We start from the raw sequence: 25,082 nt of genomic DNA, 5'->3' as shown, positions 1-25,082 counted from the left end.
TGCGCCGTCAGCCGACGACCTCCTTGTTCCATCGCTCGAGACTGGCGTCGGAGAAGCGCGCGACCTGGGTGTAGTCGAGATTGGCGGCGAGATCGAAGGCGGCGGGCGGGACCTTGGAGTCGGGCATGTCGTCCGGGACCTTCAGGTCCTGCAGGGTCGGCACATAGGCGAACTGGCGCGCGAAGGTCAGCTGCGGCTCGTCCGAGAGCGAGAAATCGACGAATTGCTGGCTGAGCTCCGGCCGCGACACGCCCGAAACCACGCTGAAGCCGAAGCCGTACGGGCTCCAGCCCTTCACATAGGCGAATTCGAGCGGCACGCCCTTGCGCTGCAATTCGAGCGTGCGGCCGCTCCAGAACGGCGCGGCGACGATCTCGCCGGTGGTGAACAGCTTGAGGCCCTGATCGTTGGAGATCATCACCACGCCGCCATTCTGCTTGATGGCCTTGGAGGCGAGCTCGAAGGCGGGATCGAGCTTGTCATAGCTGCCACCGGCGCCCTGGTTGACCGAGTTCAGCCACATCTCGCCCATCCAGCCGAAATTCGGGATGGCGACGCGGCCCTTCACCTTGGGATCGAGCAGCACCGACCAGCCGCGCTTCTCGACCTCCTCGCGGGAGAAGACGCGCTTGTCGAAGGCCATCACCCAGGGAGCGATCGAGCGGGCGGCCCAGTATTCATTCCTCAGCGACGCGAAGACGCGGTTGAGATTCGGCGCCAGCCTGGGGTCGATCTTGTCGATCAGGCCGAGCGAGACCGCCTGGCCGAGCCGGGGGCCGCCGAGTTCGACCGTGTCGATCGTCGGCTTGCCGCGGCTCGCCTGCAGGACGGCGAGCTGCTGGGCGTTCGGCCGGTTGTCGAAGGCGAGGGTCAGGCCATGCTTGGCCGCGAAAGGCTCGCAGATGATCTTGCGGATGGCATCGCCCCAGGTGCCGCCGACGGTCATGACCGTGAAGGCCGGGCTGGCTGCGGCTGCCCCCTTGACCGAAAAGCTCAAGGCGACGGTCGCGCCGGCCCCTGCAAGAAACCGCCTTCTGCTCGGCGCGAGGCCAGCCCCGCGATTATGCGTATCAAGCATGGCAAAACCCCTCATATGTCGTTCTTGTGCAAGCAGCGTATCACTGAAATTAAATTCGACAATACGGTTTTTATTTTCCGTATTATGGAATATAGAACCCACATGGCACGACCGAGACTCAACCCGACCATCGACAGCGACAGCGCCGTGATCGCCCCGCTCGCGCGCGGCCTCGAGGTGCTCAGGGCGTTCCAGGCCGGCGATCCGCCGCTGCGCAACCAGGAGATCGCAAGGCGGACCGGCATCCCGCCGTCATCGGTCTCGCGGCTGACCGGCAGCCTCGTCGCGCTCGGCTATCTCGGCTACGACGCGAGTTCGCAGGCCTACGGCCTGACGCCGGCCGTCCTTGGCTTCGGCCAGGCGTTTCTCGGCGGCATCTCGCTGCGCTCCCAGCTTCGGCCGGGCATGCGCGACCTCGCCGACAAATACGCCGCCTCGGTCGCGCTCGGCGCCCGCCATGGCCGCGAGATGGTCTATGTCGAATGCAGCAAGGGACCGGCGCCGGTTCCGTTCCGCTTCGATGTCGGCTCCTCCCTGCCGATCATGCGGTCGGCCATGGGCTGGGGCTATCTCGCCGGTCTGGACGAGCCGGGCTTTGCGCGCACGATGGACGAATTGCGGCGCGCCGAGCAGGAATTGTCGCCCAGGCTCGTCGGCCATATCGAGCGGGCCCGCGAGGATGTGCGCGTGCGCGGCTTCTGCGTCAGCATCGGCGCGTTCGAGAGCGGCGTGCACACGGTCGGCGTGCCGGTGTTCACGCGCCCCGGCGACCAGGTCTACGGCCTGATCTGCGGTGCGCCGGCCTACTCGCTCAGCGAGGAGCAGCTGGTCAACGAAATCGGCCCCAGGCTCGTCTGGCTGGCGCGGTCGGTCCGGCAGCAGGAGCCGAGCGACGCGAGCGTCGACTAGAGCATTTTCGCGCGAAGTGGGTACCGGTTCGCGCAAAGAAAATGCGACAAAGCAGATCGATAGGGCATTTTCGCGCGAAGTGGACACCGGTTCGCGCAAAGAAAATGCGTTAGACCATCGCCCCGACCGAGCGAGCCATCGACGTGAATCGCCGGCCAGGGAAGCTCCGCGCCATGAAGCCGGAGCAGATCAGCAGAACACGCCGGGCGCGCTGCCGATCGGCGAAACCGATGGTCATACGCAGGTATGAGGGGCCCATACGCAGAGATACTTATCCCGCCCAGCAAGCGCGACCATGTTGGCTTCGCCAAGTAACCAAAGGAGAACTATCATGCTTAATCGCAAGATGATCCTGTTCGCTGGACTTCTGGTGCTTTCCGGATCTGGAATAGCCCAGGCAACGGAACTCGGCGCGCGCAGTATTCTGTTCGACAACGCCGCCAATCAGCGCGCGTTGGCAGAACAGGCGCAGTACCGTGCCTATCATCAGCAGCTCCGTCTGCAGCGGCAGCAGGTCGCGGGTCTTCGCGCCGGGGCTGGGACTTCCAAGCACGGCTGACATCGCCTTGTCGGAGGGGGGCCGCTGAGCGGCCCCCTTTCCTTGGCGCATCGGATATGCCCTCGCCTGTCGGGGCTCGGTCGACCGCCACGACGGCGAAAATGCCGAGCGGCAAGGCGCCTCACATGGTCCGCATCACCAATCCCGAACGTGGTCGGACGGCAACCGGGCACCGCGCCCGTCGTCGCGGACGCAATACCCTGTCCGGGCATCCCGGAAAAGAAACGGGATGCTCCTGGAATAATCGGACCCGGTCCGAGTCCACCCTGGAAGAACCCTTCTCGAGAGGAGCCGGATCATGAATGCCTCCCCGCACCTTGCGGCCTGCCTCCTGGCCGCGGCCCTGAGCTTCGCCGCGCCGCTTGGCGTCAAAGCTCATGAGGGCCAGCATCATCATGCCGCCAGCGAAGCGCCGTCACCGGCTGCGGCCATCCCCGCCGAAGCTGCCTTCCTCGCGGAAAACGCTGCAGCCATGGACAAGATGATGGCGGACATGGCGGCCAGGCCGACCGGCGACGTCGATGCCGATTTCGTCGCGATGATGATCCCTCATCATCAAGGCGCGATCGACATGGCGCTCGCCGTGCTGCGCCATGGCAAGAACGAGCAGATCCGGCGGCTGGCCCAGGAGATCATCGTCACGCAGCAGCAGGAGATCGCAGCGATGCGGCTCGCGCTCGGGCAGCCCTTGCCGCCATCGACCCCTGCCCCGACCCAGGTCTCGACGCAGGTCTCGACGGAGCGCTCGACGCAGCCCGCGCACGACCATGGCGCAATGCCGACGAAATAGGAGCCAGATCGCCATGACCCGCAATCGTCTTGCCTGCCTGCTGGCGGGGACATTTCTCGCCTGCTCGCTTCCGGCCCTGGCCGGACAGGCGCCCTCGGCCGCCGGTGCTCCCGATATCCCGCTGAGCAGCCGGGACCGTGTCTACGCCGCCGAGCAGTTCTCCAACACGGTCTCGGTCACCGATCCCGCCTCGAACACGCTGCTGGGCGTGATCCGGCTCGGCGATCCCCAGCCCGGCAATTTCAGCCCGCTCTACAAGGGCCAGGTGCTCGTCCACGGCATGGGCTTCTCGCCGGACCGCAAGACCATCGCGGTGGTCTCGATCGGCTCGAACGCGGTCACCTTCATCGACACCGCCACGAATGCGGTGAAGCACACCACCTATGTCGGACGCTCGCCGCACGAGGCCTTCTTCACCCCTGATGGCAAGGAGGTCTGGGTCACCGTGCGCGGCGAGGATTATGTCGCCGTGCTCGACGGCCAGAGCTTCGAGGAAAAGACGCGGATCAAGGTGCCGGCCGGACCCGGCATGCAGATCTTCTCGCCGGACGGGACATACGGCTATGTCTGCTCGTCCTTCAATCCCGAGACCGTGGTGATCACCGTCGCCGACCACCAGATCGTCGGCCGGGTGAAGCAGGACAGCCCGTTCTGCCCGAATATCGCCGCGACGCCGGAAGGGACGCAGGTCTGGTTCACGCTGAAGGACACCGGCAAGGTCCAGGTCTTCAACGCGCAGCCGCCCTTCGACCTGCTGAAGACGATCGATACCGGCCCGATCACCAATCACGTCAATTTCGTGCGCAACGCCAGGGGCAGCTTCGCCTATGTCACGATCGGCGGGCTGAACCAGATCAAGGTCTTCCGCACGGACAGTTTCGAACAGGTCGCGACCATCCCCGTCGGCAATCTTCCGCACGGCGTCTGGCCCTCGGGCGATGGCAGCCGCGTCTATGTCGGGCTCGAGAATGCCGATGCGCTCGCCGCGATCGACACGCTCAGCAACAGGGTCATCGCGACGATCCCGATCGGCCAGGCGCCGCAAGCCGTGAACTACGTGCCGAATGCCGTGCCCGACGGCAATGGCAGCGCCGGATTGCAGCCGCTCGGCCTCTCCGGAAAGACGGCCCAGTTCGTGCTCGCCCCGCCCAAGGCCGGCGGCGCCGCGCTAACCAGCGTGACCTTGTTCGATCAGGGCCTGACGCAGATCCTGCAGGCCTCCGTCACCGGGCTCGAACCGCGCAAGCCCTATCTGCTCGCCTTCGCGCGCAGCCGTGACGGGCGCGGGCCGCTGGAGCCGCTCTCCGCCTTCATGAGCAATCCGGCGGGTTCGGCCATCGTCAATGCCACCGGCCCGATCCGCCAGATCGTCAGGAGCGACGCGCGCAGCCAGCAACGCTATCTTGTGATCACGGAGGGAACTGCGGACGCTCCGGGCGCGATCGTCCAGGTGCAGGCCCGGTAGAGCAGGCTCAGCTCCCCCGAGGATCGTCATGGACGACATGATCCGCCATATCGAGCCCTTGATCCCGGCGCTGCGCCGCTATGCGCGCGCCCTGCTCCGGGATCGCGCAGCGGCGGACGATCTCGTCCAGGATTGCCTGGAACGCGCCATCGGCCGCTGGCACCAGCGCCGGGCCGACGGCGATGCGCGCAGCTGGATGTTCGCGATCCTGCACAATCTGGCGATGACGCGGCTGCGCCGCACGGCGGGCCGGCCGCCTCATATCGAGATCGAGGCGGCGGGCGAGGCCGGACTGGCGGTTTCAGCGCGGCAGGAAGACCGGCTGCGCTACCAGGACCTGCTCGCCAAGGTGGCGCAGCTGCCCGACGAGCAGCGCGCGGTGCTGTTGCTGGTCACGGTGGAGGAGCTGTCCTATGCCGAGACCGCCAAGGCCCTCGATATCCCGGTCGGCACGGTGATGTCGCGCCTGTCGCGAGCGCGTGAGCGGCTGCAGGGCATGATGTCGGACGGAGCCCAGCGGCCACCCGGCCGCCCCTATCTGCGGAGCGTGAAGTGAGCCAGCGCCCGATCACCGAAGACGACCTCCACGGCTTCATCGACGAGACGCTCGATGCCGGGCGCCGGCGCGAGGTCGCGACCTATCTGGACGGTCACCCCGATGTCGCACGGCGCGTCGCGGGCATGGCCGAGCAGCGCGACATGCTGCGCGCCGCCCTGGCTCCGATCGCGGAGGAGCCCGTGCCTGCCGAGCTGGACATTGCCCGCCTCATCGCGGCGCGGCGGCGGCCGGCGCGGTTGCCGCGCTGGGCCGCCGCGGCCGCCGCGATCGTCCTCGTCGCACTTGGCGGCCTCGGCGGCTGGTCCCTGCGCGGCCTGTCACAGCCTTCGCGCGAGGGCCTGGCGGCCCTCACCAGCGAGGCCGCGGCCAGCTGGGCGGTCTATGCGCCGGACCTCGTGCGCCCCGTCGAGATCCGCGCCGACGACCGCACACAGCTCTCGGCCTGGGTCTCGCAGCGCGTCGGACGAGCGATCGCGGCCCCGGACCTCGCGGCCTCCGGCTACCGCTTCATGGGCGGGCGGATCGTCGCGACGGCGCACGGCCCGGCGGCGCTGTTCATGTATGACGATGATCGCGGCACGCGGCTGGTCATGCTCAGCCGCCCCCTGGCGAATGGCTCGGGCGAACCGATGCTTCCGGGCAGCGTCGATGCCGTGAGCGGCTTCGGCTGGGCCGATAACGGCCTCGGCCACAGCGTGGTCGGCCAGCTCGAGGCCGGCAGCCTGCGGCGGATCGCGGACGAGATGCGCCGGCAGCTCAAGGCGCCGGCTTAGGGCATTTCGCGTTTCTCAGGCCCGAAACCGATCAAGCGCCGTCAGTCGTTGCGTCAGGGGCTCGGCGTCCTTCCAGCGGTAGATGTCGCTGCGAAGATATCGGAGCTCGTCGTCATGGAGCTCCTCGTCGAGTTCGATCCACCAGGCTCGCGGCCGCCCGTCAGTCCCGTCCGACCAGCGGTAGCCCCTCGCCTTGAGCTGGTCTTTCATGTCGAAGGGCGCGTTCTCGGCGTAGATGCGAATGCGGCTGCGCAGGCTCGATCGCAACAGCTCCGCGAACGGCCGCGCGCCGCCCGGCCCTGCCGGTCTGGCCAGGACCTCCAGGAGGGCATGGCAATCATCCGTCGCGCGATGACCTTCATGGAACAGGCCGGATTGACCGACGAGGTATCCGAGCTTGTTGCCTTCGAAGCCCAGCCCGGCCCAGCTGATCTCCTTGACGGAGCAGGCCCAGGCCTTCGCGGCGAAGATGGGCGAAAGCCCCTCGCAGAACGGACGGTCGAACGCGGCATTATGGGCGATGACGAGATCCGCCGGCTCGATGAGCGCATCGAGCGCCGCGAGATCGATGGCCTGACCGGCGACCATCTCGTCCGAAATACCGGTCAGCCGGGTAATCTCCGCCGGGATCGGCGCCGATGGCTGGCGGAGGCCGCTGTAGACTCCGACGACATCCCCGATCGCCCCATCGTCGCCATAGGTGAAGCTCACCGCGCCGATCTCGATGATCTCGTCCCGCGTATGGTGCAGGCCCGTGGTTTCGGTATCCACCAGCACCGCGAGCTTCGGGTAAGGGCTGAGCGCGCGCGGAACGATCGGGCGAGGCACGAGCTTGCGCAGCACCTTGAAGAGCCCGGTCTGCTCCAGCCTTTGCGCGGCCGCTTCATCATCGCCCGGTGAAGGCGAAGCGGGATCGGGCCGGCGTTTTCTCGGCGCCGGGCGTGGTGTCTGCCGATAGCCAGGGTCGTCGTCGAACAGGTCGATTTGGGTAGATGCCAGTTTCATGCGGTTATCTTAGCTGTGTTCGCTCGGCAGCGCTGCCGTCCAGGGCTGAAAGAAGTCCTGCCTGTTCACAACGGTCGGGCGGCCTGGGTGAGCACCATCACTCAGGTTTCGCCGCCCGCCCGCTCGTCAGCGATCGCCCGGGACTCGTCCAACGAGGAGCATCTGATTTCTGTGGTGACAGCATCCACGATCTTGCAGCCTATCCAGCCCGCCCCGTTCCGCGATCGCAGCATGGCGGTCAATCGCTCCAGCTCCAGCCGCGATTGTCTCTTCCGTCAAATGTCCGGGCGATGCGCCCGGACCGACCAAGTGAAAGGCTATTCGATCCGACCGACCGGAGGGCTGCCAGGATGGCTTCTCGGGATCCAGGTAATGCCGCAATGCGTCTAGATAAGGCTGCCGATAGACTGCATCTGGACTGGGGCTGCGGCACGGCGCGTGGCCGACAAGGAGGCCAGTACCGCGCGCCTCGCCGCCGTCAGGCAGACCTGCCGCTCGATCGCCAGCAGGCGGCGGATCCAAAGGCCGAGATCGACCATGCCCTCGGCCCTGACATAGGTCTGCAGCCCCGGCTCGAAGGGGTTGTCGGGTGCGTTTCCGACCGTCTCGCCGCCCTGCTGCACATGGAGACCTCCGCCCTTGAGCAGCTTATCGGCGTTCGGCGCCAATGACAGAATGTACTGACGCAGCTTAGAGTTGTGCTTTTTCTCGGCGTAGACCCAGGCCAGGAAGCGGTCCGTGGTTCGATCGGCTTCCAACCGTTGAACAATTTTGAATACCTGAGCGCATAACGGAAGATTATTACTCGTATAACTTTTGTATACCCGATCTCAAGTCGCTGCGTATGTGAACACCTGGAAGTCGATATCGCTCAATCCTTTCGTCAATCTCTGCGTTAATTCCTTGACTTACGGGCCACTTAGCGGAGACATCTCAACGTCAACAGGCGCCATGGCATCACTCCAGAAGATGTCACAGGTGGCTTGCGCAAGTTTAGATGACATGCAAGCATAAGTCGACCCGACAAGAGAACTCGCTCGCAAGTCGTTGCGGCGCGACTGCTGGTGAGGTCTGATCAGAATACTGAAAGTGCATACCCGTACGTGTCGCGCAGACAGTTCGCCATTCATTTTCAGGAGGAACAGATGTCCGGATCGGATGTCATAGAGCGTGTCACCTCGGCGCGCCTGAAAATGGTCTGTCCTGCGGCCGCATCCGAGATCCTCGAAGCGATCCTGACCGAAGCGCCGCACGAGTTCCCGAAGGCCGAACTCGACACCGCCGTCCAGATCGCTCATTTCATCGCCCAGATCGCCGCCGAGACATGCGGTCTCGGCCGCCTCGACGAGAACCTGCATTACACCACGGCCGCGCAGCTCGTGACGGCGTTCGGCAAGGCGCGTTTTCCGGACGCGGCCTTCGCAGCGGGATATCTCAGGAGCCCGCAGAAGCTCGCCAACTATGTCTATGCCGGCCGCAACGGCAATGTGAATCCGGACGACGGCTGGGTCTACCGTGGCAGCGGTCTGATCCAGCTCACTGGGCGCGGCAACTTCCGGAGCGCCGGGAACCTCCTCGGCATGCCCCTGGAGGAGGCACCCGAACTCTGCCGCACCGCAGACAGCGCGCTCGCCATTGCATTGGCCTACTGGCGGCTGAACAAGATCAGCGACGTTGCGACGGGGATCGCTGAGAAGGACATCGTGGCGGTGACGAAGCGGATCAATCCCGCGTTGCAAGGCCTCGACGACCGGCGCACCTACTTCAAGCGCGCGCGGAAGGCTTTCGTGCCGCCGAAGCCGAGTACCGAGGCGGTCCGCAGGCGGGTCACCGCCCTCGAGACCTTGCTGGCGCTCCCCGTAAAACGCCGTGGCGCGGCGCGCGGCCTTGAAGGCGCCGCTACGCCGCCGGCGAGCCTGTCGGGGGCCCATTGGGTATCGTTCTTTCCGACGAGCCGCGCGCTCGATGACCTCGCGCAGCCATTCCGCGACCGCGCGACGGCCTTCGTCGCGGCCCTGCGGGACGCCGGCGCCAGCGTCACCATATCCGCGACCTTGCGGCCACTCGAGCGCGCCTATCTGATGCACTTTGCCTGGCGGATCGCCAAACAGGGGCTCGACGCGACGACCATACCGGCAATGGCCGGCGTCCCGATCGCCTGGAACCACCCGACGCCGACGAAGTCCCTCGCCGCCGCCCGCGCGATGGTCGCCGCCTACGGTATCTCGCCCGGGCTTCGCGAGCCGCCATCGCTCAACTCGCGCCATAGCGACGGGGTGGCAGTCGACATGACGCTCAGTTGGGCGGGGGCGCTGACCATCAAACGGAGCGATGGCGCGACAGAGACCATCACCACCGGCCCGCGCAACGGCTCGAACTCGCGCTTGATCGCGATCGGCCAGGAATACCGCGTCATCAAGCTGCTCAGCGACCCGCCACACTGGTCGAGCGACGGGCACTGAGGCTCGCGGCAATTAAAGCAGGAGGGAGGCTACAATGGTGGATATCGTGATCGACCCCGGCCACGGCGGCAGCAGGAACGTCGGTGGGTCCGACGCGAACCATGCGTCGGGGCCGAGCGGACTGCTGGAAAAGACTGCCACTCTCGATGTCGCGAAGCGCGTCGCCAAGGCGCTCGAAGCGGCTGGCCACAATGCCGTGCTGACGCGGACGACCGACGAAAATCTGGGGCTGGCCGCCCGCGCCAAGGTCGCGGAGAGACTCAAAGCCCCCGTCTTCGTTTCGGTCCACTTCAACGGCTTCGACGGCGTTACGCAAGGGACCGAGACCTTCTGCCATACGACGCACTTCCCGAAATCCGCAGTGCTGTGCAAGGCGGTGCAGGCCGCCACCGTCACAGCCACCGGTCTCAGAGACCGCAACAGGGGCGGCGTCAAGACGCTGGACCTGGGCGTCCTCAACCCCAATTCCCATGACGCCGCGACAGCCTGCGTGCTGCTCGAAGTCAGCTTCATGGACGTGCCCGACGAAGACCGGCGACTACAGACTGCTGCGTACAAAGACAAGGTGGCCGCGGGCATCGCGGCCGGCATCGGCGCCTATGTCGCCACACTCTCCGTTGGTCGGGAAAGTGTTCCCGCCCGACAGTTGCAGGACGGCTTCGAGGCACTCCTGCCAAGCCGGCCTGAGGTTGCCGCCGGCCAGGAGGCGCCCCGCCGCCGACGTACAGCAGCGCCGAAGAAAAAGGTCGCAGGCAAGACCGAGCGAGTGGAACGCGCCTGACGGTGAGGAGCGGCCGGCGAGGGACAGCATCCCGACAATATGACCAGAGACAGGAGACCCATCGTGAGCGGATCTGCATCGGTCGACTTCTTCAGCAGCATTATGGCCCAGGATGAAGCCGGCGAACGCGAGACCCCGCTCGCACGTCTGCCTTCGGGCGCACGTGCAGCCGCGGCATTGGAATCCCGCCGGAAGTCGAGCGAGGAGCTGGTGCCAGAAGGAACACCGGAATCCCTGCGCGCCGACACCGAGGAAACGCTTCGCCGGCTGCGCCACCGCGAGCCGCTCGACCAGCAGCATCGCTTCGCGCTCGAGGCGATCATCATCCCGGACCGCAGGCCGCCGATCCTGATCCGCGATGGCGACTACACGGTGCAACACAGGGATTGGCTACATCTCAACACGCCCGAGGCCAAGGCTCTGATCAGGCCTGCCATCGCCGCCGCCTGCCGGATCGAGCTGCCTGACAGCGGCGTCCCTTTTCTCGGCACGGGCTTCCTGGTCGGCGATGGCCTGCTGATGACCAATCGCCATGTGGCGGAGGCATTCGTCGACGGTGTCGGCCGCATGGGCGTCCGCCTGTCGGCCGGCGCCGAGCCCTTCGTCGACTTCCTGAAAGAGCACGGCAATCGGAAGAAGCAGGTCTTCGAGGTCACCGGCGTGGCCATGGTGCACCCCTATTGGGACATGGCCCTCCTCAAGCTCTCCGGGCTCCCCGACGGTCACCCGCGCCTCAGGCTGACGCTGCAGCAGCCCGATGACATGCTGGGACACGACGTTGTTGTCATCGGTTATCCCGCGCGCGACGAGGAACGCAACGCCGCCAAGGTGCAGCGGCAGGTCTTCGGCGAAATCTACGATGTGAAGCGCCTGATGCCGGGTAAGATCGGTGGTGCGGGCGCCACGGCAGGTCAGGCTCGGCTTCGCTATCCCAGCTATGAGCAGGACGTCAGTGCCATGCTGCACAACGCCTCGACGCTCGGGGGGGCGTCCGGGTCCCTGGTCCTCAATCTCACCACGGGCGACGTGCTCGGCCTGCATTTCGCCGGAGAGTATCTGCGCTTCAACTGCGCGGTCCCTGCCGCCGAGCTGGCGACTGATGCGCGCGTGGTCGATGCTGGCGTCCATTTCGCGGGCAACGCGCGCGGCGATCTCACCGCCTGGCGCACCGCCTGGAACCGCGTCGAGCGCGCCGCCGAACCTGCCGAGAATGGCACGGAAGACCGCGTGCCCCCCAACGATGGTAGGGGCCTTCCGGACATTCGTTCGGACGGCGGCGTCGTGCGCCTGACGGTGCCCCTTGAGATCGAGCTCCGCCTCGGCGCACCCACCCTCGGCCCGACGGTCATTGCGAGTCAGGCGCTGGCCGCCGACGACCCCGGCCGAGCGGACGACACGTCGGCGACCGAAAAGGCCGTCGAACCGTTCCACGAGGAGGATTACGAAACCCGCGACGGCTACAACGAGGATTTCCTTGGCGTCGCGCTGCCGCTGCCGACCGTGAGCGATCTCTCGCAGGTCTCCAGGCTCGACGATGGTGACCACGTGCTCCGCTACCAGAACTTCTCGATCGTGATGAACAAGGCGCGGCGCTTGGCGCTCTTCTCCGCAGCCAATGTCGACGGCACGGCGGCGGCCAAGCGCCCCGACGACAGCAAAGCTACGACACGCGGAGCCTTGGGAGGGCTCGGAGAAAGCGACACAGAGAAATGGTTCACCGATCCGCGCATCCCGGCGCTTCATCAGCTGCCGGACCGCTTCTTCACCAAGGACCGGCAGGCCTTCGACAAGGGTCATCTCGTCCGGCGCGAGGATGCAGCCTGGGGCCACAGCTTCGCCCAGCTTCGTCGCGCCAACGGTGACACCTACCATGTGACGAACTGCTCGCCCCAGGTGGCGGGCTTCAACCGCTCGGCCAAAGCCCGGGACAATTGGGGCGCCCTCGAGAACTTCGTGGCTAAGGCCGTGAAAGGCGGCCAGGTCTCACTGTTCTCCGGCCCGATCTTCGAGCGGAGCGACGACATCTTCCACGGCGTCGACGATGACGGCCGAGTGCAAGTCAAGATCCCGAAGGCGTACTGGAAGGTGGTAGTCGAGGCCGAGGACGGAGCCCTGCTCGCCTATGCCTTCGTTCAGCAGCAGGACCTCTCCGGCGTGCGCTGGGAAGAGCGGCTTCAAGTTCCGGCGGCATTCAAGCCGTTCATGCTGCCTTTGGCCGACCTCGAGCGAAGGCTCGAGTTCGTAGTGTTCCCGCCCGAGCTTCACGCGGCTGACCAGTTCCACACCGCCCGGGGAAGCGAAGTGCGCGAAGCCGAAGGGCTCCCCGGTCGCGGAGTGTCCCGCAGGGCCAAGCGGCGCCGGACAGTCAAGGAGCTCGCGGCGGGGCCGAAAACCTTCCGGGATCCGATCCTGTCGGTGTTTCAATCCGCCACCGCAAAATTCGTTCGCGAACGGGCTGCAGCCTCAACGGACAGCTCGCGTCCGTCGACCGAGGCGGTTCGTCGCAAGGGGCTGGAAATACTTGATGCCGAGCGCGCCTGCGAGGCCACATTCGGAGGCGAAGGGGCGCTGGGAGCACGCTCGACCACCTCATCCAGGCACGAGGGCCTGACACCGCTGGAGCACGCGTCGCATTGCGCGAAGTTGCTGCTCGAACTCGCCAAGGCGAGGGCGTTCGGCGACGAGGCCACGGCGAAATCACTGCTCGACCAGGCCAAGACCGGGAAATGCGACCCAGCCTGGGCCGACACGGTCTATGAGCATGCCAAGGCCTATGGCGTTCTGACCGACCCCTCACGTCGGGTGTACGTCCCACCCCGACCGGGCGATGCCCAGGTTATCCCGATGAATCCCGCAAGCCGGATCGCGATCTTCGGCGACTGGGGCACCGGAGCGGGTCCGGCGCGGCTCGTGATGAGCAACATCCGCGAAAAGCGGCCAGATATTCTGCTGCATCTTGGCGATATCTACTATTCCGGCACGCCGGACGAAACCAAGGTGAATTTCGAAGACGTCATTGCCGAAGCTTACCAAGGCGCCCAGCAGCGTCCTGCCATCTACACCTTGTGCGGCAATCACGACATGTACAGCGGCGGGCAGGGTTATCATGATCTGATCGCCCGTCTCAATACCGGCAAGCTGCGACAGAAAGCGAGTTGGTTCTGTCTTCGCGCTACCGACAATTCCTGGCAGATACTGGCCATGGACAGCGGTCGCAATGACTATCACCCATTGCTACACCGGCAAACTTTCATCGAGGAAGCGGAGCAGCTTTGGCTCGTGGAGCGGGTGAAGGACTTTCCCGGCCGCACGATTCTCGCCTCGCATCATCAGCTCTTCTCCGCTTTCGACGCGCCGGGCGGTCCCCTGCCTTCCGGAGCCGCCGACCCTGTGAACCGGCGCCTCAAATCGGTGCTCGACAAGCTCGTCGCAGCCGGTGGGAACATCGTGGCCTGGTTCTGGGGCCACGAGCACAATCTTGGTGTCTACGAGCCTTATGCGGGGCTGGCGCGCGGACGCTGCGTCGGTCACGGCGGCGTTCCCGTCTTCACTGACGAAGACCCTTACGAGCCGCTGGCGGAGCTCGTCGATCCGCCTGAGATCATCGCCGACACGCGCATTTTGCCGGATGGCGAGTACTACGCCCACGGCTTCGCCATCCTCGAACTCAAGGGCGGATCGGCCGAAGCAGCGTATTTCCAGAACGTCGACGGCGTCGTTAGGCGGCATTACGTCGAGACGATCGCCTGAAGCAGCGGCTGCCAGTCGAGACAGAACAGGATAGGAGGCGTACTTTGGCGAGCGCTGCGAAGCTGAGGGGCGGTAGGCGGAGTCAGTCTGGGCGCAGTCGGTGCCTTGTGGCCTCGGCCGCTTTCCTCCTATGCAGCACAAGTGCCGTGCTCGCTGATAGCCCAGCGGCGCCTGGTGTCGCTGATCAGCTGTCGCCGCTGATCGTCCATCTCGGGCGGCTTCTCGTCGTGGCGACGCTGCTGGAATGCGCTCTCGCGATCATTTTCCAGTGGCGGATCTTTCGCATCCTGTTCGCCGAGAAGGCGGTGAAGGTTCCGCTCGCGGTGCTGGCCGCCCTGATCATCGTCAATACAGTTTCCTACGATCCCTTCTACGCCATCCTGAAGGATGCGCAGGCCACTCAGGCCGCGCAGGGGAATTGGGTGACTTATCTGATGTCGGCGCTGGTGTTGGCGGGGGGCACCGCCGGCGTCAACCGGCTCTTCCAGGCGATGGGTTTTCGGGCCGTGGCCAGCGAAGTGCCGGCGCCCGCACCGCGAAACGATGGAGAGGCCTGGATCTCCGTTTCCGTCAAACGCCAGGATCTGACCTCCCGGGAAGCCGTTCAGGTTCTCGTCGAGCAACTGCCGAACGAACAACACGCCGGCGCAGCGCTCGCCGCAGTGATCGACCCAAGGTCGCCGCGCCGACTGGCGTGGGAAGCCCTCTTGGCCCGACCCAATCGGTACCCACCCAACGGCGGCCATGTCGTTAGCTCGAACCAGCCTTACGTTATCTCGGTCAAACTCGAGACCGGAAATTCGATAGTATTGCATCGCGGCAGCTTCGCGCCACGTGCCGTCGTAGATTTCACTGTAACAATCTAAGCTCCACAAGTCAGAATTTCTTAAATAAATAGCATTTGATCGCGCGCTTTCCGCGCCGATGTGACAATATAACCAATTTAGTGAGAATATAAACTCCGGAAAACGCAGATAGAACTCCTCGGTTACATTCTTAAATCTGAAGGGTGCGTTCGTGATAAATGATCTCAGGGCCGATAGAATCTCCGCTTATCTCCGGGACATTGCGGGCGAGGATGGCGTTGATGCGCTTCGGGTCGATGAGCAGGCGCTCGAGGCGCTGAAACGTGCGAACCGGGCCCAGGAAAGCGTCGGCGGCATGGAGCGCGCCCGCCCGTCGGCGTCAGCAATGACCGTAAACGCCGCTCTAGAGTCGGTCGCCTCTGGCACGCCACTCAACCGCGAATTTGCCCGAGGCCTGGAGGCGATAATCATTCCGGGCAAGCGGCCGGTCATGCCGCTTGCGCGTGGCACCTTTACGGCAACGCACGAGAAATGGCTCCACCTCAACAATCCCGCCGTGCGCGACATGCTGGTGAAGGCCTCCCGCTCGATCGGTCGGATCGAGGTCCCGGGCTCGAAGTATCCCTATGGCGGCACGGGCTTCGTGGTCGCACCCGGGCTGATCATGACGAATCGGCATGTGGCCGAGATCTTTGTCGACGGCGTCGGCGACCGTGATCTGGTCTTTCGCTCGGGCGTCTCGCCCGGCTTCAGCGACAGCTTCGCACCCGACAATGACGAGGAACCACCGCCCTCTATCAGCGGCATCAGGATGCTGCATCCCTATTGGGATATGGCACTCCTTGAGGTGGCTGGGCTGACTTCCGCCCCTCTTACCCTAAGCCCGCGAGACGCAGCGTTCTATGATAAAGAGGAGATCGCAGTCATCGGCTACCCCGCCTACGATCCGCGCAACGATTCCGATGTCCAACTCAAGCTGTTCGACAGCCGCTTCGGTGTCAAGCAGTTGCAGCCTGGGCTTCTGAGGAATCGCCGGCCGACCGAGAGCTTCGGCAAGATCGTAGAAGCCGTCACCCATGATTGCTCGACGCTCGGAGGCAATTCGGGATCGGCCGTGATCCATATCGCCTCCGGACAGGTGCTGGGACTGCATTTTGGCGGCGAGTACCTCATCCGCAATTTTGCAGTCGCAGCCTTTGATCTCGCCCTTGACGGGCGCGTGGTGGATGCCGGTGTGACATTCGATCCCAAGGCCAGCCCAGCGCAAGTCCCGAGCTGGTCTGGCTATTGGCAAGACAGCGATACGCAGGAGAACACACCGGCCGATGCCGCCGCGCTTAACCCGCACGCAGCCGAGTCTCGGCCGGCCGCCGTGATGGCCAGCGGCCAGACCGCGATCCGTATCCCGCTGCACATCTGCATTCGACTCGGAGAGGGCGGGGCGCCAACTATACGGATCGAGGCGGCCCCGCAAACCGGCGCGACCACAGAACGGACGGCGGAGCCGGCGCAAAATACGAACTACGGGTCGCGCCGAGGCTACGACGCAGCGTTCTTGGGCGTAAAGGTGCCATTTCCCAAACCGAAGGATCCCGGAGCCGTCGCGATTACCCGACAAGGCGGTATGCGGCTCGACTATCAAAATTTTTCCATCATCATGCACGCCAAGCGGCGGCTCGCGTTGGTGACAGGATCAAACGTCTCGGCCGAGACCACGTTGACGACGCCTGAAGTGGCGAGAACTTATACCCGCAGGGCTCTCGGCAGAATTGACCCCAGCGATCAAGAGCGCTGGTTCGCTGACTGCCGGCTCGATGAGCTCTTTCAACTGCCCTATACACTCTACACCAAAGACCATGGCGTTTTTGACAAGGAGCACATAGTCCGTCGCGAGGACGTCGCCTGGGGCGCGAGACACGCCGATCTGCGGCGGGCAAACGGCGACATCTTTCACGTCACCAACTGTTCGCCGCAGATCTCAGTGTTTGACCAGAGCACCGGGGGGCGCGAGAATTGGAGAGAAATTGAGAACGAGGTACTCAAACAGGCCGCCAGCGAGCGGCTGTGCGTTTTCGCCGGCCCGGTTCTCGCTGCAGACGATCCGCGGTTCCTCGGCAATTTCGAGCAAGGCCAACGCGGGCTAATCCAAATTCCCATCAAATTCTGGAAGGTGATCGTGGCGCGGTCGAGCGCCGGAATCGCGGCTTTCGGCTTCATGCTTGAGCAGAGTCTGGCCGATGGTGAGGCCAGCAAGTCCGCCATGCGGGAGGCGTTCCGAGCCTATATGATGCCGATAGAAGCAATCGCGGCGCTCGCCGGCGTCGCGTTCGACACAGCGATTACCGGAGCAGACCAATTCGATGGTCGCGGGCCGGAGTTGGCTTTGAAGGCTTCGATTGGCCGGAAGCGGCACTAGAGCAGCCCCCATCAAGGGCGATAGCGAGCCTGGATGATGTGCCGCAGCGCAGCGCTTACCCTCGGGGTGCGCGGCTCCTCGTCGTCTTCATACCCGGTATCATGGGAACCAGATTGGTACTGCGCTCGCGACATGGGGCGATGTTGAGGAAGTCTGGCCGCCGACGCCTCTCGAAACGAAGCTCGGCTACAAGCGCATCGACAAGCTTCAAGCCCTGGCGCCCATCCGACAGGAATCATTTCCGACATGCTGTTCTTCCAGTTCTACAGCACGATCTTCGACATCTTTGAGAAACTCGGCTTCTCAGAGCAGGGAAATGACTAGCAGCCTCCTGCTGAGCCAACGCAATCGAACGCGGGCGTCTTTTGGCGGAATGGCAAACGCGCTGGTTCCCAAAGAAAAATACTGCTCTGGATGGAGTTAGTGCGGTGCAATCTCCAACACCGCGCTGTCGCCCCCCTTGCAATCGTCACGCCGCCCATCTCTTAGCCGCCATAACGCAACAACTAGTTGTCGTTCAATAGAGTTTGTGCCACTATTATGCTCAACCTTGGGTCGCATGACGGCTGGAAACTCGTGATGCCAATCGATTGGAACCCGCATCAGCGCGAAGCGATCAGATTAGCGGTCGCAGGAGCCTTCACTGAACCGGAGCTAACAGATACCCTCTATCGTAGGATGAATATCAATTTTTTTTCCTTAGTAGATAGAAACATTTCCTTCCAGAAGAAATGCTATTACTTGATCGAATATTTGAATTCAGAGAATTTGATCGAATTGTTTATTGATACAATTCGCGATGAGCGCAGTTCCAATAGCGGAATTTCTAATTTATTATTCGTTCTCAAATTAGCAGAGTCCCCGAAAAGTATAATGTACCCCCCGCAAACCGCTCAAGAATCTGGTCGAAAAAACATACCCGAAGATGATCATCCCAACCAGAATCGTAGAACGATCCTTGAGCGCAAAACCTTAACCAGCAATATAATTACCATGAATGAAATAGCCTCAATTCAGAGGCGAATTTGTAGAATAGAATCGAGAGGTAATTTCCATGGAACAGGATTCCTTATAGCCGATAATTTGGTTCTAACAAATTACCATGTTATTGAGGACTCGATCGGATTAAGCGGAGACCAAATTAGGTGCGTTTTTGACTTCTCGAGCCACTACCCTGATAGAATTGCGCGGTTAGTCCAAGAAAAATGGCTTGTTAAGTCATCTCCCTATGCAGCCTACGACGACGGCATTGATGAAGAGCCGCCGACCATTGAACAGCTAGATTTTGCCGTGCTACGAATGGCGGAGTATGTGGGTCAAGACACCGCCGAAAAAGGCGCACCTCGCGGTGTTATTGATATACGAAATAGAAAAAACTACAAACCTGGTGATAAGATTAGAGTTTATCAATACGCAGCGGGTAATCAATTGGCGGAATCGCATGGGGATCTCCTCGAAGCCCCGCGTTTTCGAATGCGTTACAATGCGAGCACTGACGAAGGCTCATCAGGATCACCCGTCCTTGACATCAATTTGTCAGTTGTCGCGCTGCATCACGCCGGCGACCCGCGGCGCAGAACTCACGCCGAGTACAATCAAGGCGTTCCTATCTATCTGATCGCCGATGTTCTGCTTTCTCAAGGAATTTTGCCACCAACGTATCCTCCCCTTCCCCCTCCTGAGCCCCTTCCGCTGCCGGATCGTCCCAAAACGATTGTGCTTTTAGGAGAGCCGGTCAACGCATCCGGTCCGCCAGCCATTGCGGGCCTTGCCGCGCTTGGAGCAGCCGCGGCTGGCATGACGCCTCCCCTCGCGCTCAAGCAGTGGGGCGATGGTTGGCTGGATCCCCCGCTGGACGTCGCAGCGCGAGACCTTTTGTTCGAGAGCAAGCCCGTCTTCGTTCGCTTGATCGCCGATCCCCATGCGAAGGTGGATGCCTCTGCGGACGACCTCGTCGTCAAGCTGCGCGAACATCTCGCTATCTCGGCCGACGCTCCGGATGACGCGATGCCGCGCCGGCAGTTGTTGGCGGCGCCCGCTGTGTTATGGCGCCCCGGAAGGGTTTGGGACAAGCTTGCGCGACCGCCAATCCACGCTAGCAACGGAACGGCTCCGGAGCTGGTCCAATGGCTGGCCAGCACTATTGATCCGCCTGAGAGGCAAGCAAATGAAATTTACCTGCACGTGGAGCTACCATCCAGCGACAAGATGACTAGTGATGAAGCTCAGAAAATCGAACGACTTGAGCAGGCCATTAGGCACAGCTTGATCGAGGCAGCTGGCCAACCCGAACCTGACTGGCGCCCGTTTCTCCCGAGCGAAGGCCGCGTCAGCCAAGTGGTCGCCGGCATCCCGCCGACGGGAGTACGCATTCTCGCGCTAAGCGACTACTTTCGCTTGACCGAGCCGACCACAGAGGCTCTCACAATCGAAGCTTTTCGAGGACTAAACAGGCAAATCGATAACGGGCTCGAACGTGCGGCGGGAAGTTTGAGGCTTTTGAGAATAGCGGTGCTCGTTCGCTCTAAAAATTTCCCTTTGATGCCGGAATTCAACGGCAATGCACGGTTGCCAAACTGGCTTTTGCTGCAAATGACGGAAAATGATGATGGTTATATAGCAGATCCGGCCCAACAAAGTCATATCCGGCGCAAGATTGCATCGGTTCGTACATTGGCGAATGTATAAATCATGCAACGAGACGATTTCATCGCAAAATGGCGGACTGTGCGGGACAGCACTACCCCTGATCGCAATTTCTCTGTTCAACCTTTCCCGGGGTTGCGCAGCTTCGGTAGCTCCGAGGCGGATCTTTTTTTTGGTCGCGACGAACAAATCGACGAGTTGCGCGAACTCATGGCCGAACGAAACGTTGTCTTCGTGCTCGGCGGCTCCGGGTCTGGAAAGTCTTCGCTAGTCAAGGCCGGTCTGATCCCGAGCTTGCGTGCCGAGCCGATCACGCAGCGTGTTGGTGTATGGTACTCGCTGCAATTCAGGCCGGGCGAGGCGCCTTCTGCAAGATTCGTACAGGCTTTTGTCGACGACATTATCGCGCCGATCATTGATCGCGCCAAAGACGTAAGCGTAAAAAAGCTATGTTACGACGCGCTGAGGAAGACGTTCAAACTTAAGGGAGTCGACGAGAACGACTCGCCGGAAGCGGTCTTATCGCAATGCCTGAAAGCTGTAGAGCAGCTACTCTACGAGAACGAGCCTGATGCCAAAGAAGGTCGGATTATCAGTATCGACGCGGTTCGCAGTATCGTGGCCAAGTTGTATACGCTTGATACAATTCTATCTGGCGCCGCGACCGCCGGCCCGCCGAATCTCCTGATCGTCCTCGATCAGTTTGAAGAAGTATTTGAAGACGATGTTGGAGAGCTTGATCGCAAACAGATGATTGCCTTGGTCAAGTCGATCTACAACGATCCTCCTGCCTCGTTGTTTTTGGCCGTCACCGCGCGCAGTGAGGAGCTGCACCGCTGCGCAGAACATGACGGCTTGGCGAAGGTCATCAATGGCTCTCTCTATCTCGTCGACCTGATGGGCAAGGCTGAACTGGCCAAAGCCATCCAAGGACCCGCAAAGGTGGTGTTAGCATCCTGGGGACTGGCATCCAGGCAACCCTTTACCGAGACGGCGCTAGAGGCGCTTCTGGAAACCTATCGCGCCGGCGATCGCGTTCTGCTCGCAGCCGATAAGCTGCCGTTGACGCAGCACCTCTTGCCGATCGTCTGGGACCGTGCCGTGCAACGCTGGAGCGAGACGGACCCGGAGGAACTTCAGGTAGAGGCGAGCGATCTTCAGGCCGTTCCAGGCTGGGCCGATCCGAAACTTGGCACGTTGCGCGGCTGCCTGAACGCCCAGGCGGATCGCATTCTCGCCGAGGCGATGGCGAGCGCCGAGAAGCGCTGGCAGGTCATCCGTTCGCAGCCGGGTCTACGGCGCAACGAAGCCGACAGACGCGGGGCTGATACCCGCGCCGCCAGCCTGGCGCGACGCGAGATCGGCTCACTCATTACGGTCGCCCTGACGCTACTCGCCAAGCGCGACGACCGCGGCAATCCAAAACGGGCTTTCGCGTCACTCGCCGAGATCCTGGACGCGTCCGGCGTCGCGGAACGCGAATTGGATAGCCGAAAGCAAACGTCGATCTCCGCCGAAATCATCGAAATGACTCTCGGCTTCTTTATGGCGGCTGGCTTGATTGAACTCACTCCGGATGGGGCCGAGTTGAAGTATACGGTCGTCCATGAAGCTTTCATCCGCGGCTGGAACCTATATCAGGAGCTTTGGAAGGATGCGCAGGACAGGGAGGAGCAACTGATCGAGATCGACCGGGCGGTCGGAATGCGCCGCGCTCCCTCGAACTTGTGGAGTCCCATTGGGCTGCTGAACTGGATAAACGCCGAAAACGAGGTCTGGGCGAGATCCATCATTTCTGAAACGGCGATGACTGGGCTTCTGGCCAACGTCTTCGGCGACGATCGGACGTTCAGCACAGGCTGGTGCCGTGCGTTGCTCGCGCGCAGTAAGGCTTAATGCAGACCGACGGGTGGCAGCGATGACGAAGACATCTTGGGTTGCGCAGGGTGACAAGATTGAGCGCAATGTCGATCGCAGAATGGACGATTTGAGGTCCGCCATTTTTGCTTCTCGGCGAGGTCGCGCGTTCACGGTTCGATATAGAGCTCACCTGCTCATACTGGCGATACTGACGCTAGGAATTGCGGCCGTGACATTCATTATAGGCATTAACTCAGGGCTTTCGAGTGCCGTAACGCAAATTTCTCTTTCTAGTCTTATTTCCTCGCAGAGCAACCCTTCTTCGCTAAGGACAATGGAGGCGGACCGAGAGATATATGCGGCTCTCAATCTAATAGACAAGCACGGCGAATCGGCATGGAAATCGGACAAAACTGCCTTGGCACGTACAGTTTCTACACTCGACAAAAATATGCGCCAAACACTTAGCGACCTTTCGCTGAAATATACGTCAATTGACCATAAAAATCTAGAAGACGCAGATTGCGCAACATCACAATCCGAAACGCCACGCATATCGGGCCGGCCCAACTCGCCTGGGGCGGGTGGCCAGAATTTTTCTATTCGCGAAGTAGCGACTGTGTCCACACCCGCCACCACGCCAGGCACACATCCGATGGGAAAGATGGAAGGAGCGCAATCAGGACGCCGGCAGTGGATACCCTATGCAGATGACCGCGCAATCGAGCAAGCCAATCTTGGTCTGCCATCCTCCTATTCGGGGTTACTGTGCCTGTCCGGCGACGCACGATGGTTGCTAGCGTGGGAGAATGAGTGGTCCCAGCCCTTTTTGATGCACTTACGTTGGATAAGAGCAAAAGATGAGAAGTGGCACGTTTTAGTAGACGGCGATCTTCGTAATATCAAGAACCTACCGAGCTCAGAGACTTGGAAAAATAGAAACAAAGAAGTATTTGACGCGCTGACGGAGAGCGTGAAATCTGGAAATGTACGCTTTTACAACAACAAGGATACTGCGGGGTTCGCATTCTCAGATAAATCCAGATCTGAGGCCGGCTTAGTTAAAAAAACAGATAGTTTTTATTTTTTATTGTGGACGTCGACCGGTCTAATCAATCCGCGGGCCGCCATGGGTGAAACGAATGAAAATATAATCTCTCTTATCGAAAATTCTAAACCTGACACCTCAGTCGATTCATGCCAACAGGGAGAACCGCACTCAGTTGACGGAGGCAGAGCGAAAAAACATGTATACAAATGCGACTACAAGCAAAAAACTCCAGTTAAATTTGGCTCTATTTTACTTGAGGAACATATAAGCATAGAATCGTGGAGAGATGATGAGACTAATCTATACGACAACGTCGTATTCATATCGAGTGAGAATAATAATCTTTCGATCGATAACTCACGAGTATCGATAGCCTTTCGCTCCCATAAATTAACTCGGGCGACTATATACGAAGGCGATCTCTATGTTCGCGAAGAGAACGGCGATGTGTGGCGCTACATTGTGGACCGCGATCGATTCAAAGACCTTTTGAATGCCCGATGGATTGGGCGTCAACGAGAGTCCGCGCGCAGGACAGAATGGAGCGTAGACTGCAAGCGACTAGAATGCGATAAGGTACCGGTTCCGGATTTCCCTGCGACCTTGAGTAATAACAATGGCGAATGATGGAAAGATTGTAGGTCTGGGCCTTGCCGCCTTGGCGGGATTGGCGCCACCGGCATCCGCAAGCCAGCCCGGCGTTGCACCGGACAGTCGACCGATCGAAAGACTTTCGGAAATTCGTGGCGCTTACTTGCGGGCGATCGACGATCTGACGTGGGTTGATCTACCACCGCAACATCGCCAGCGCTTCGCTCAGTACTTTCCGAATTTCCCGAATTTCGGCAATTTTCCGAACTGGGGCAACGGGTGGCGAAATTATTGACTGCAGCGAGTTGCGTCGGGCGAACGCGCTTGCTTGTGCTCCAACCAACGCCTTTCTGCAATATCGACTGCAGTTACTGTTACCTTCCGGATCGCACCGACCGCCACCGTATGCCACTAGATGTCGTCGAGGCGGCCGTTCGCTTCGTCTTCGATGCGGCACTTCCCGCACCTGACTTTACGATCGTCTGGCATGCGGGCGAGCCCCTAGTCGTTCCTCCGGAATGGTACAAGGCCGCGTTCGCGCGCATCTCATCCGTGACGCAAAGGTCCATCCCGCACGCGATGCAGACCAATGGAATGCTCATTGATCCATCTTGGTGCGACCTGTTTCTCGAGCATGAGATCCGGCTCGGCGTAAGCCTCGATGGACCCGCGTGGTTGCACGATTCGCGGCGGCGGACGCGGTCCGGTCTGGGCACCCATGCAAGGGTCATGAAGGGTATCGATCTATTGCGTCGTCGCAATATTCCATTCCATGTCATCTGTGTCGTTGGCGACAAGACGCTGGATGTTGCGCAAGAGATCGTCGATTTTTTCGTTGGAGAGGGAATATACAACGTCGGATTCAATATCGACGAAGTGGAGGGCGCAAACCGAATTTCAAGTTTGCACGGCGCTGATGTCGTCGCGAGGTTCCGGCGCTTCTTCCACGCAGTGATCGATCTTGCTCAAAGAACAGAGCCTCTTCTCGCTATTCGGGAGCAAAGGGAAGTGCTCTCTAACCTCCGACAATCTGGTTTCGGCGACTTGGCGGGGAATTCTCAAAACGAACCTTTTGGGTTCGTTTCGGTGTCGTCGCGCGGCGCGCTTTACACTTTCTCGCCGGAACTCGCTGGTCTGAAAGATCCGGTATTGGGCGATCTGTCGATCGGTCAATTGCCCGGCGATCAATTCGCTGATGTTCTAAAAGGAGACTGTTTCCAGCGCATCTGGCGAGATATCCAAACCGGCGTTGAAGCATGCCGATCAAATTGCGTTTATTTCAACGTTTGCCTAGGCGGAGCGCCTTCCAACAAATTGGCAGAACATGGCACGTTCACCGGAACCGAAACCCTTCATTGCCAACTCACAAAACAAGTTGTGGCCGACGTGATCTTGGCTGACATCGAAGCGAGGCTAACAATTTGAGCATTGATAAGCGACTCGTTCGTTTCCTGCCCCTTGTACGACAGCATACATTTAAATCTAATCCAAATTTATCTAGCCAATTACTCATTGATTCTGCGGAGATTCGGCTACCCGCCTCCCCCGCCAACAAAAAAAGGCCAGCCAGTCACCCGGCGG

General features: G+C 61.4%; 20 protein-coding genes. 17 read left to right on the top strand and 3 right to left on the bottom strand.

Annotated elements, in window-relative coordinates; genetic code table 11:
- Window positions 1–7: 7 nt before the first annotated feature.
- Window positions 8–1,078, bottom strand: coding sequence for an extracellular solute-binding protein (locus EV560_RS34300; protein WP_165923770.1), 1,071 nt, complete (start codon window positions 1,076–1,078; stop codon window positions 8–10).
- A gap of 102 nt (window positions 1,079–1,180) precedes the next feature.
- Between EV560_RS34300 and EV560_RS34295 the strand changes: the two genes are divergently transcribed.
- The 7 genes from EV560_RS34295 (at window position 1,181) to EV560_RS34270 (ending at window position 6,133) form a co-directional block, all read left to right on the top strand.
- On the top strand, window positions 1,181–1,987 hold the full coding sequence (locus EV560_RS34295; RefSeq protein ID WP_165923769.1) for an IclR family transcriptional regulator: 807 nt from the start codon (window positions 1,181–1,183) through the stop codon (window positions 1,985–1,987).
- Window positions 1,988–2,003: 16 nt separating this feature from the next.
- Entirely contained in the window at window positions 2,004–2,237 is a 234-nt protein-coding gene (locus EV560_RS36155) for a hypothetical protein (RefSeq protein ID WP_207908182.1), read from the top strand.
- A gap of 81 nt (window positions 2,238–2,318) precedes the next feature.
- Window positions 2,319–2,546, top strand: a complete 228-nt coding sequence (locus tag EV560_RS34290; RefSeq protein WP_131860364.1) for a hypothetical protein — start codon at window positions 2,319–2,321, stop codon at window positions 2,544–2,546.
- A gap of 298 nt (window positions 2,547–2,844) precedes the next feature.
- Window positions 2,845–3,336, top strand: coding sequence for a DUF305 domain-containing protein (locus EV560_RS34285; RefSeq protein ID WP_131860363.1), 492 nt, complete (start codon window positions 2,845–2,847; stop codon window positions 3,334–3,336).
- 13 nt (window positions 3,337–3,349) lie between these two features.
- Entirely contained in the window at window positions 3,350–4,801 is a 1,452-nt protein-coding gene (locus EV560_RS34280; protein ID WP_131860362.1) for a YncE family protein, read from the top strand.
- 28 nt (window positions 4,802–4,829) lie between these two features.
- Window positions 4,830–5,357 (top strand): sigma-70 family RNA polymerase sigma factor, encoded by a 528-nt coding sequence (locus EV560_RS34275; RefSeq protein ID WP_131860361.1) that lies wholly within the window; start codon window positions 4,830–4,832, stop codon window positions 5,355–5,357.
- Complete coding sequence (locus tag EV560_RS34270) at window positions 5,354–6,133, top strand: anti-sigma factor family protein (RefSeq protein WP_131860360.1); 780 nt, start codon at window positions 5,354–5,356, stop codon at window positions 6,131–6,133. The genes EV560_RS34275 and EV560_RS34270 overlap by 4 nt, the downstream gene beginning before the upstream one ends.
- Before the next feature lie 15 nt (window positions 6,134–6,148).
- Here the strand turns inward: EV560_RS34270 and EV560_RS34265 are convergent, their stop codons facing one another.
- Together EV560_RS34265 and EV560_RS34260 are read right to left on the bottom strand one after the other, a co-directional pair.
- On the bottom strand, window positions 6,149–7,138 hold the full coding sequence (locus tag EV560_RS34265; RefSeq protein ID WP_131860359.1) for a 3'-5' exonuclease: 990 nt from the start codon (window positions 7,136–7,138) through the stop codon (window positions 6,149–6,151).
- Window positions 7,139–7,524: 386 nt separating this feature from the next.
- A complete protein-coding gene (locus tag EV560_RS34260; RefSeq protein WP_131860358.1) occupies window positions 7,525–7,896 on the bottom strand; it encodes a hypothetical protein in 372 nt (123 codons plus the stop codon).
- 306 nt (window positions 7,897–8,202) lie between these two features.
- Here EV560_RS34260 and EV560_RS34255 point away from each other — a divergent pair, with 306 nt between their 5' ends.
- From EV560_RS34255 to grrM, 10 genes are all read left to right on the top strand, one after another.
- Window positions 8,203–9,600 carry a glycoside hydrolase family 19 protein gene (locus tag EV560_RS34255; RefSeq protein WP_131860357.1) on the top strand — a complete coding sequence of 466 codons (1,398 nt, stop codon included), beginning with the start codon at window positions 8,203–8,205 and terminating at the stop codon, window positions 9,598–9,600.
- Between the two features lie 34 nt (window positions 9,601–9,634).
- Window positions 9,635–10,381, top strand: coding sequence for an N-acetylmuramoyl-L-alanine amidase (locus tag EV560_RS34250; protein ID WP_131860356.1), 747 nt, complete (start codon window positions 9,635–9,637; stop codon window positions 10,379–10,381).
- 63 nt (window positions 10,382–10,444) lie between these two features.
- Window positions 10,445–14,131: a DNA/RNA non-specific endonuclease gene (locus EV560_RS34245; protein ID WP_165923768.1), complete on the top strand. Its 3,687-nt coding sequence runs from the start codon at window positions 10,445–10,447 to the stop codon at window positions 14,129–14,131.
- Window positions 14,132–14,277: 146 nt separating this feature from the next.
- On the top strand, window positions 14,278–14,997 hold the full coding sequence (locus EV560_RS34240; RefSeq protein WP_131860354.1) for a hypothetical protein: 720 nt from the start codon (window positions 14,278–14,280) through the stop codon (window positions 14,995–14,997).
- Between the two features lie 151 nt (window positions 14,998–15,148).
- Window positions 15,149–17,353: a DNA/RNA non-specific endonuclease gene (locus EV560_RS34235; protein ID WP_131860353.1), complete on the top strand. Its 2,205-nt coding sequence runs from the start codon at window positions 15,149–15,151 to the stop codon at window positions 17,351–17,353.
- A gap of 579 nt (window positions 17,354–17,932) precedes the next feature.
- Window positions 17,933–20,041 carry a trypsin-like peptidase domain-containing protein gene (locus EV560_RS34230; RefSeq protein ID WP_165923767.1) on the top strand — a complete coding sequence of 703 codons (2,109 nt, stop codon included), beginning with the start codon at window positions 17,933–17,935 and terminating at the stop codon, window positions 20,039–20,041.
- A gap of 3 nt (window positions 20,042–20,044) precedes the next feature.
- Window positions 20,045–21,895: an nSTAND1 domain-containing NTPase gene (locus EV560_RS34225; RefSeq protein ID WP_131860351.1), complete on the top strand. Its 1,851-nt coding sequence runs from the start codon at window positions 20,045–20,047 to the stop codon at window positions 21,893–21,895.
- 22 nt (window positions 21,896–21,917) lie between these two features.
- A complete protein-coding gene (locus tag EV560_RS34220; RefSeq protein WP_131860350.1) occupies window positions 21,918–23,537 on the top strand; it encodes a hypothetical protein in 1,620 nt (539 codons plus the stop codon).
- A complete protein-coding gene (locus tag EV560_RS34215) occupies window positions 23,527–23,796 on the top strand; it encodes a hypothetical protein (protein WP_131860349.1) in 270 nt (89 codons plus the stop codon). The genes EV560_RS34220 and EV560_RS34215 overlap by 11 nt, the downstream gene beginning before the upstream one ends.
- Complete coding sequence (gene grrM / locus EV560_RS34210) at window positions 23,781–24,926, top strand: cyclophane-forming radical SAM/SPASM peptide maturase GrrM/OscB (protein WP_131860348.1); 1,146 nt, start codon at window positions 23,781–23,783, stop codon at window positions 24,924–24,926. The genes EV560_RS34215 and grrM overlap by 16 nt, the downstream gene beginning before the upstream one ends.
- The last annotated feature ends 156 nt before the right edge of the window (window positions 24,927–25,082 follow it).

Source organism: Allobosea sp. BK604, from assembly GCF_004341515.1.
In the GTDB taxonomy this organism is placed as follows: domain Bacteria; phylum Pseudomonadota; class Alphaproteobacteria; order Rhizobiales; family Beijerinckiaceae; genus Allobosea.
The sequence above is the reverse complement of the archived record's forward strand: the minus strand, read 5'-3'. Positions and strand labels throughout refer to the sequence as shown.